Here is a 7,669-nt window from a genome sequence, read left to right on the forward strand (position 1 = left end):
GGTCCTGAGCCGAGTCGATCGGGGGTACCGGGAAATAGCCGCCCTTGATGGTCGGACGGTGGCCCAGATTGCCGTCGGGCTGGGTCCGGCCGCTGTTGTAGGGGCCTTCCTCGCTGTCGACCTTATAGAAGCACTCGTTCATCGAGACTTCGTAACGCACGTCGTCGAACACGAAGAACTCGGCTTCCGGACCGAAATAGGCGGTGTCGCCGATGCCGGCCGACTCCATATAGGACTGCGCGGCCTTGGCGATCGAGCGCGGGTCACGGTTGTAGGGCTGACCGCTGGCCGGATCGTAGACGTCGCAGAAGATGTTCAGCATCGGCTGCGCGGCGAACGGATCGAGCACGGCGGTCGCAGCGTCCGGCAACAGGACCATGTCGGATTCGTTGATCGCCTTCCAGCCGGCGATCGAGGATCCGTCGAACATGATGCCGTCGGTGAACGAATCTTCCTCGATCGTGCAGATGTGCTGCGCGGTGTGATGCATCTTGCCGCGCGGATCGGTGAAGCGAAGGTCGACGTACTTGACGTCGTGTTCCTTGATCAGGTCGAAGACCTTGCTGATGTCAGACATTCCTCGGAATCCGTTTTCTATGGTTGACGCTGGCTCGCCTCCGCCTTGGCCTGGGCGGAGTGAGGCCGATTTGGTGACGCGCGCGGGCGTTGTTATGTCACGACCTTTCCGGACGCACAATCCACAGCTTGCCCGTAGGTGGCATTATGGCAAACCGGTATTATGACGATCTGGCATCTGGACGGACAGTTGCCCGTCGAGATGTCCGGACGGCTTGCGCCTGCGCTATACCGAAGCCGGACGCACGGTCGCTGCGGACCGGCGCCAAGGTCTGACGGCCAAGGGGCATTGCCCGGGACCCCGAGCCATGCATGGCAGGGGTTTATGACTGTGCGCAGTCACCTGCCCGATGTCATGGGCTCGGGTAAGCCCAGCCCCGGTCGGCATCCTTGTCAGACGGCGTCGCTGCCTTTCTCACCGGTGCGGATGCGGACGACCTCTTCGACCGGAGTCACGAAGATCTTTCCGTCGCCGATGCGGCCGGTATGGGCGGCCGTCTGGATCGCTTCGATCGCGCGATCGACCAGACTGTCGTCCATCACGACCTCGATCTTCACCTTGGGCAGAAAATCGACGACGTATTCCGCGCCACGATAAAGTTCCGTATGACCCTTCTGTCTTCCGAAGCCTTTGGCTTCGGTGACGGTAATGCCCTTGATGCCGACCTCGTGAAGGGCTTCCTTCACTTCGTCGAGCTTGAACGGCTTAATGATGGCTTCGATTTTTTTCATGATGCTGATCAACGACTCCCCGTGGATGGCGGCGCGCCACCGAGCGGTGCTCATCATCCCGTAAAGCACGAGGCATGCCAACGCCGTAGTGCCAAGGGTAAATGCTCCGCGAGGCGGTTTTCGGCGAGTGTATGCTGTAATCGCCGGCAAGCAACTGATGTTTCCATGATCAAGATGGCTAAAAAAGCGGCATATAGGTTTGTGCAGCGCCGACGCGCTGGCAGACTGAACCACGACGCCGGCAGGGACGGAAATCAGCGTTTTCCGCCCTTGACGAGGTTCCCGCGATTTGGCATAGACACGGCCCCAACGGTGGCGGCGGTAGCTCAGTTGGTAGAGCCCTCGGTTGTGGTCCGAGTGGTCGTGGGTTCGAGTCCCATCCGTCGCCCCACCTTCCCTTGATGAAGTCGTTATTCATCCAGCGGTGCTGTTGCGCCGGTAAGCTGCGATCGGTCCCAATGAGAGACCGCCGCGGCTTTTTTTCGTTCCGAGCCGTTGATCCTGTGTGAAGCGCTTGTTCGGGAGAGCCGTCATGAACCTTCGGAATGCCGTCCTGACCGTCGCAGAGATGTACCGCGCCGATGCGCTGACCATCGAGAGCGGCAGGTCCGGTGAGGTCCTGATGGAATCGGCAGGCGCCGCCGTGGTCCGCGAGATCGCGGCTCGATGGCCGGTTGGCCCAGTGACCGTCCTTTGCGGTCCAGGCAACAACGGCGGAGACGGCTTCGTCGTGGCGCGACTGCTCGACCAGCTCGGCTGGCCGGTCCGGCTCGGACTGCTGGGTGAGGTGGATGCCCTGCACGGCGATGCCGCCGTCATGGCAGGGCGCTGGAGGGGCGAAGTGTTCGCCTTGTCCTCCGGTCTGCTGGACGGGGCGGCGCTGGTGGTCGATGCCCTGTTCGGTGCCGGACTGGCGCGGCCACTGGAAGGCGGCCTGCGCGATCTCGTGGAGCAGCTAGGCATTCGCGGCATTCCGGTCGTCGCGGTGGACGTGCCGAGTGGCGTCGATGGAGACACCGGCCTGGTGCTCGGCGCTGCGGCGCCGGCGGCGCTGACCGTCACTTTCTTCCGAAGGAAGCCTGCGCACCTTCTCATGCCGGGGCGCGGATTGTGCGGGACGGTCGTGGTTGCGGATATCGGCATCGCCGACTCGGTGCTGGAGAAGATCGCGCCGACGGTTTTTCACAATGACCCCGCCTTGTGGCTGCCTCGCTTCCCCTGGCCCAAGACCGACGGGCACAAGTTCGATCGTGGTCATGCCGTGGTGCTGGGGGGCGCCCGCATGACGGGAGCGGCAAGGCTGGCTGCACGGGCGGCGCGGCGGGCAGGGGCGGGGCTGGTCAGCATCGCCTGTCAGGAAGAGGCTTTTCCGATCTATGCCGCGTCCGATCCCGGAACCATCGTGACCGTTCTCACCGCTGCCGAGTCGTTTTCCGGCCTGATGGCGGATCCGCACCGTAACGCCGTCCTGATCGGGCCGGGAGCCGGCATCTCCGCCGCAACGCGCCGCAGGGTGGAGGAAGCCTTGGATGCAGCGAAGGCGACGGTCATCGATGCGGACGCCATCACCGCCTTCGCCGAAGCGCCTGCGGAACTCTTCGACCGGCTTACGGGGCAATGCCTGCTGACGCCCCATGCCGGGGAGTTCAAGAGACTGTTCGGCATCGAAGGCGACAGACTGTCGCAGGCCCGCGCCGCCGCCGGTCGCGCCGGGGCGATCGTGCTGCTGAAAGGGCCGGATACCGTGATCGCGCGGCCGGACGGCGTCGCCGCGATCAACGGAAATGCCCCGCCTTGGCTGGCGACGGCTGGGGCGGGTGACGTCCTGGCGGGCTTGGCGTTGGGCTTGATCGCGCAGGGCATGCCGACGTTCCATGCCGCTGCCGCTGCCGCATGGCTTCATGGCGAGGCAGCCACGAGATTCGGCCATGGGCTGATCGCGGAGGACATTGCGGAGGTTTTGCCGGGAGTGTTGCGAGACTTGGCGGAAGGCTTCGTGACGGTCCCGTGAAGATGGTTGCGACGCTTTCGTTTACCCTTGATCCGTACGGCACGACTCTTTCAAAATCAGCGGCATGACCCAGTTACCGACTTCCATCGAAGAGCAGGCGGCGCCGTCGCTGTTCGACCGTACCATCGAGAACCTGCGGACGGCGTGGCGGGATATCGCCGCTTTTTCCCGCGAGGCGGTCGGTGCTACGCCACGTCCCCATCTGCCGCGCGAGGATGCCGACCGGCTCCGTCTTCAGATGCAGGCCTGCCTGGAAGGGCGCGGCGGCGAAGTCAGCGCCCGAGCGCGCGCCGCGGAGCTGGGCCGGACGTATCTCGGCCTCGACTCGACGGGCCGGCGCAACTTCCTCCACGTGCTGGCCCGCGATTTCGACGTGGACCGCGCTACCGTGGACCGGGCGGTCGACGTGTTCCACCAGGCCGGTGATCCGGCATCGCGCGGCGATGCCGAGCGGGCGCTGCGGAGTGCGCTCGAACCGGGCCGGATGAGGTTGCTGACCCAGTTCAACGGTCTGCCCGAGGGCATAAAGTTCCTGGTGGACATGCGGGCGCAACTGCTGGAGTGGTCGCGTGGCGATCCGCTGCTGTCGGCGCTCGAAGCCGACCTGAAGTCACTGTTGAAGAACTGGTTCGACGTCGGTTTCCTGGAGTTGCGCCGGATCACCTGGGACAGTCCCGCGTCGCTCTTGGAAAAGCTGATCGCTTATGAGGCGGTCCACGCGATCCGCGGCTGGCAGGACCTGAAGGACCGGCTCGACTCGGACCGCCGTTGCTTCGCCTTCTTCCATCCGAGGATGCCGGACGAACCCCTGATATTCGTCGAGGTGGCGCTGGTGACCGGCATGTCCGGCAACGTCCAGACCCTGCTGGACGAGGCGGCCCCCGTACAGGACCCGCAGACGGCGGATACCGCCATCTTCTATTCGATCTCGAATGCCCAGAAGGGACTGGCCGGCATCAGTTTCGGCAATTTCCTGATCAAGCGCGTCGTAGACAGTCTTGCGGCCGAGTTCCCGAACCTCAAGAACTTCGCGACGCTGTCTCCGATTCCCGGTTTCAGGCGCTGGCTAGATGCGGAGCTTGACCGGGAAAGCGGCGGAGAGGGTGCATTGACTGCGTCCGAGCGAAACCGTATCGCCGAGCTTTTCGCCGATCCCGGCAACGTCCTGCCGGAGCCTCACGACGGCCTTCAGGCACTGCTGGACCGGCCTGGATGGCACCGCGACGATGCTGCGCTCAAGGTCCTCAAGCCAATCCTGCTGCGGCTTGGCGCCACATATCTGGTCGACGTGAAGTCGGGTAAGCGTGCCCGCGATCCGGTCGCCCATTTCCACCTGTCCAACGGCGCCCGCATGGAGCGGCTGAACTGGCTGGCCGATACGTCCGACAATGGCTTGCGGCAGTCAGCCGGAGTGATGATCAATTACCGGTATAAGCTGACCCATATCGAGGCCAACCACGAGGCTTATACCGGGGATGGTAAAATCAGCACCTCCTCGCAGGTGCGCGCGCATCTGAAAAGCACAGGATAAACTGCCGGCTTTTTACATAAAATGCGTTTAACTGCCTTTAACTGTTCATAAACAGCCGCTGGCTAGTCTTGATCCCACTGACATTAACCAAGCCAGCGCGGGACGGCATACATGTTCTTGAGACGGCAGAAGGCTCCGGCAGACATCACTGAAGGATCGGTGTATCGGCGGACCACCCGCGGCAAGTCCGTGGAAACCGCGCGGGTGCTCGCAGTGTCCAAAGACAGTGTCGGCATCACTCATGTCCGCTTCAGCGTCCACTACGAGAGGGTCGATACGGCGGACGAATTGCGCACCCTGGCGCTCAGTTCCTTCACCGAACTCTTCAGCGAGCGGGTCCTGGCGTAAATGCCGGGCTACTGCGCTTGAGCCAGGCTCGCGGGTGATAGCCGCGTTCAGGCCGGTTCTCGCAACTTGTCCATTTAGCCTGTTTGTCCAGAAATCGGTGTGCTATAGAGGCGAACCCGGCGGGCGGGTGACTTAAATCGCCTGCGCGGGGCTGCCTGTGCGGGCGTGGCGGAATTGGTAGACGCGCTGGATTTAGGTTCCAGTGACGGAAGTCGTGGGGGTTCGAGTCCCTTCGCCCGCACCATAAGGTCAGCCGTACCCGAGGTTCTCAAGCCGCGACCGGCCGCACCGGTCGCCAACGAAACAGGCTTCCAGTCCAATGCAGATTACCGAGACGAGCGCCGACGGCCTCAAGCGTGAATACAAGGTCGTCATCCCCGCCCAGGAGATCGAGACTCAGGTCAACAGCCGGCTCCAGGAGCTGAGCAGGACCGTAAGGCTGCCGGGCTTCCGCCCCGGCAAGGTGCCGCTTCCGATCGTGAAGCAGCGCTATGCCCAGTCGGTCATGGGAGAGGTGCTGGAGCGCGCCGTCAACGACAGCTCCCAGAAGGCGATCGACGAGCGTGGTCTCCGTCCGGCGCTTCAGCCCAAGATCCAGGTCACCTCGTTCGAAGAGGGCGGCAACCTGGAATACGATCTTGCGGTCGAACTGCTGCCCGACATCGAGCCTGTCGATTTCTCCACGATCGAGCTGGAGCGAGTCGTCGCCGAAGTGGACGACAAGCAGGTCGACGAGACGCTTGAGCGTCTGTCGAAGAGCAGCCGAGACAGCCAGCCCATCGCCGAGGAGCGGGAAGCCCGCACCGGCGACATCCTGGTCATCGACTTCGCCGGCACCCTCGACGGGGAAGCGAAGCCGGGCATGGATGCCAAGGATCACCAGCTCGAGCTGGGCAGCAACAGCTTCGTCGGCACCTTCGAAGAGCAGCTGGTCGGCAGCAAGCCGGGCGATCACCGCACCATCACGGTGACCTTCCCCGAGAACTACGGCGCCGCCGAGTTCCAGGGCAAGGAGGCCGTGTTCGAGGTCGACGTCAAGGAGATCCGCGAGACGGCTCCGGCCGTCATCGACGACGAATTCGCCAAGAAGTTCGGCGCCGAAGACCTCGCTGCCTTGAAGCAGATGATCAAGGACCGAATCGGCCAGGATTACGCGGGCATCTCGCGTAGCCGGGTGAAGCGGACCCTGCTCGACAAGCTGGCGGAAACCCACAGCTTCGACGTGCCTCCCGGCATGGTCGACATCGAGTTCGAGACCATCTGGAACCGGCTTCAGGAAGAACTGAAGCGCGGGGGTCCCGATGCCGAAGAGGCCGGCAAGAGCGAGGACGAGCTTCGGGCCGAGTATCGCTCCATCGCCGAACGTCGCGTTCGGTTGGGCCTGCTCCTTTCAGAAGTGGGTCGGCGCAACAATATTCAGGTGACCCAGGACGAGCTGAACAAGGCGCTGGTCGCCGAAGCTCAGCGTTATCCGGGTCAGGAGCGCGAGGTGTTCGAGTTCTTCCGCAATACGCCGCGGGCGATCGACAACATCCGGGCGCCCCTGTTCGAAGATAAGGTCATCGACTTCATCCTTGAACTCGCTAAGGTAGATGAGAAGACCGTATCGGTCGAGGAACTGGTGCGCGATCCGGACGAAGCCGAAGGTACGGCCGAGGCTGACGGTACAGCCAAAGCCGAAGGTACGGCCCAGGCCTGATCCGGACCGTAAGGCGGTACCGCCGGAATTCTCCGGCAGGCCGCCGCAAGGATCAAAGCCCATCACGCCGCCTGAGGCGGTGCGGTCGGCACATGGGGAACGGGAGAGTCGAAAAGCATGTACGATTTCGAGCCGCGGATGAACGCTCTGGTTCCGATGGTCATCGAACAGACCAATCGTGGCGAGCGCGCGTTCGACATCTATTCGCGCCTCTTGAAGGAGCGCATCATTTTCCTGATCGGCCCGGTCAATGACGGCGTGGCCAGCCTGATCTGCGCGCAGCTCTTGTTCCTGGAGTCGGAGAATCCCAACAAGGACATCTCCTTCTACATCAACTCACCGGGCGGCTACGTCACGTCGGGTCTCGCGATCTACGACACCATGCAGTACATCCGGCCGCCGGTTTCGACCGTCTGCATCGGTCAGGCCGCCAGCATGGGCTCGCTCCTGATGACCGCCGGCGCGCCGGGCAAGCGATTCTCGCTTCCCAACAGCCGGATCATGGTTCATCAGCCGTCCGGCGGTGCCCAGGGCCAGGCTGCCGACATCGAAATCCAGGCTCAGGAAATCCTGAAGCTTCGGTCGCGCCTCAACGATATCTACGCGCGGCACACCGGCCAGACTCTGGACGTGATCGAGGCGGCCATGGAGCGCGACAAATTCATGTCTCCCGAGGAAGCCAAAAGCTTCGGTCTGATCGACGAAGTCGTCGCGAGCCGTCCTTCCACTGGCGGCGATACTTCGAGCACGTGAGCGGACCAGCTAGATCCCG

At 63.2% G+C, this 7,669-nt stretch carries 7 protein-coding genes and 2 tRNA genes; 7 read left to right on the forward strand and 2 right to left on the reverse strand.

The genetic code is table 11. The annotated features are described in order from the left end of the window. Positions 1 to 577 (reverse strand): glutamine synthetase beta-grasp domain-containing protein (locus tag AC5JJ6_RS32775; RefSeq protein WP_496046067.1); only part of this gene is annotated, 577 nt, incomplete at its 3' end. A gap of 392 nt (positions 578 to 969) precedes the next feature. Beyond that, positions 970 to 1,458 (reverse strand): P-II family nitrogen regulator, encoded by a 489-nt coding sequence (locus AC5JJ6_RS32780; protein ID WP_496046068.1) that lies wholly within the window; start codon positions 1,456 to 1,458, stop codon positions 970 to 972. A gap of 165 nt (positions 1,459 to 1,623) precedes the next feature. Here AC5JJ6_RS32780 and AC5JJ6_RS32785 point away from each other — a divergent pair. The 7 genes from AC5JJ6_RS32785 to clpP all read left to right on the forward strand — a co-directional run bounded on the left by AC5JJ6_RS32785 (position 1,624) and on the right by clpP (position 7,650). Beyond that, positions 1,624 to 1,699 (forward strand) — tRNA-His (locus tag AC5JJ6_RS32785). Between the two features lie 141 nt (positions 1,700 to 1,840). After that, on the forward strand, positions 1,841 to 3,319 hold the full coding sequence (locus tag AC5JJ6_RS32790; protein WP_496046069.1) for an NAD(P)H-hydrate dehydratase: 1,479 nt from the start codon (positions 1,841 to 1,843) through the stop codon (positions 3,317 to 3,319). A 64-nt stretch (positions 3,320 to 3,383) separates the two neighbouring features. Further along, positions 3,384 to 4,850 carry a malonyl-CoA decarboxylase gene (locus AC5JJ6_RS32795; RefSeq protein WP_496046070.1) on the forward strand — a complete coding sequence of 489 codons (1,467 nt, stop codon included), beginning with the start codon at positions 3,384 to 3,386 and terminating at the stop codon, positions 4,848 to 4,850. A 111-nt stretch (positions 4,851 to 4,961) separates the two neighbouring features. Beyond that, entirely contained in the window at positions 4,962 to 5,198 is a 237-nt protein-coding gene (locus tag AC5JJ6_RS32800) for a hypothetical protein (RefSeq protein ID WP_496046071.1), read from the forward strand. A 159-nt stretch (positions 5,199 to 5,357) separates the two neighbouring features. Beyond that, a tRNA-Leu gene (locus AC5JJ6_RS32805) sits at positions 5,358 to 5,442 on the forward strand. 75 nt (positions 5,443 to 5,517) lie between these two features. Continuing rightward, a complete protein-coding gene (gene tig / locus AC5JJ6_RS32810) occupies positions 5,518 to 6,897 on the forward strand; it encodes a trigger factor (RefSeq protein ID WP_496046072.1) in 1,380 nt (459 codons plus the stop codon). Positions 6,898 to 7,014: 117 nt separating this feature from the next. Continuing rightward, on the forward strand, positions 7,015 to 7,650 hold the full coding sequence (gene clpP, locus AC5JJ6_RS32815; RefSeq protein ID WP_044426132.1) for an ATP-dependent Clp endopeptidase proteolytic subunit ClpP: 636 nt from the start codon (positions 7,015 to 7,017) through the stop codon (positions 7,648 to 7,650). Positions 7,651 to 7,669: the final 19 nt, after the last annotated feature.

The sequence above is a fragment of the Skermanella sp. genome (genome assembly GCF_059503625.1).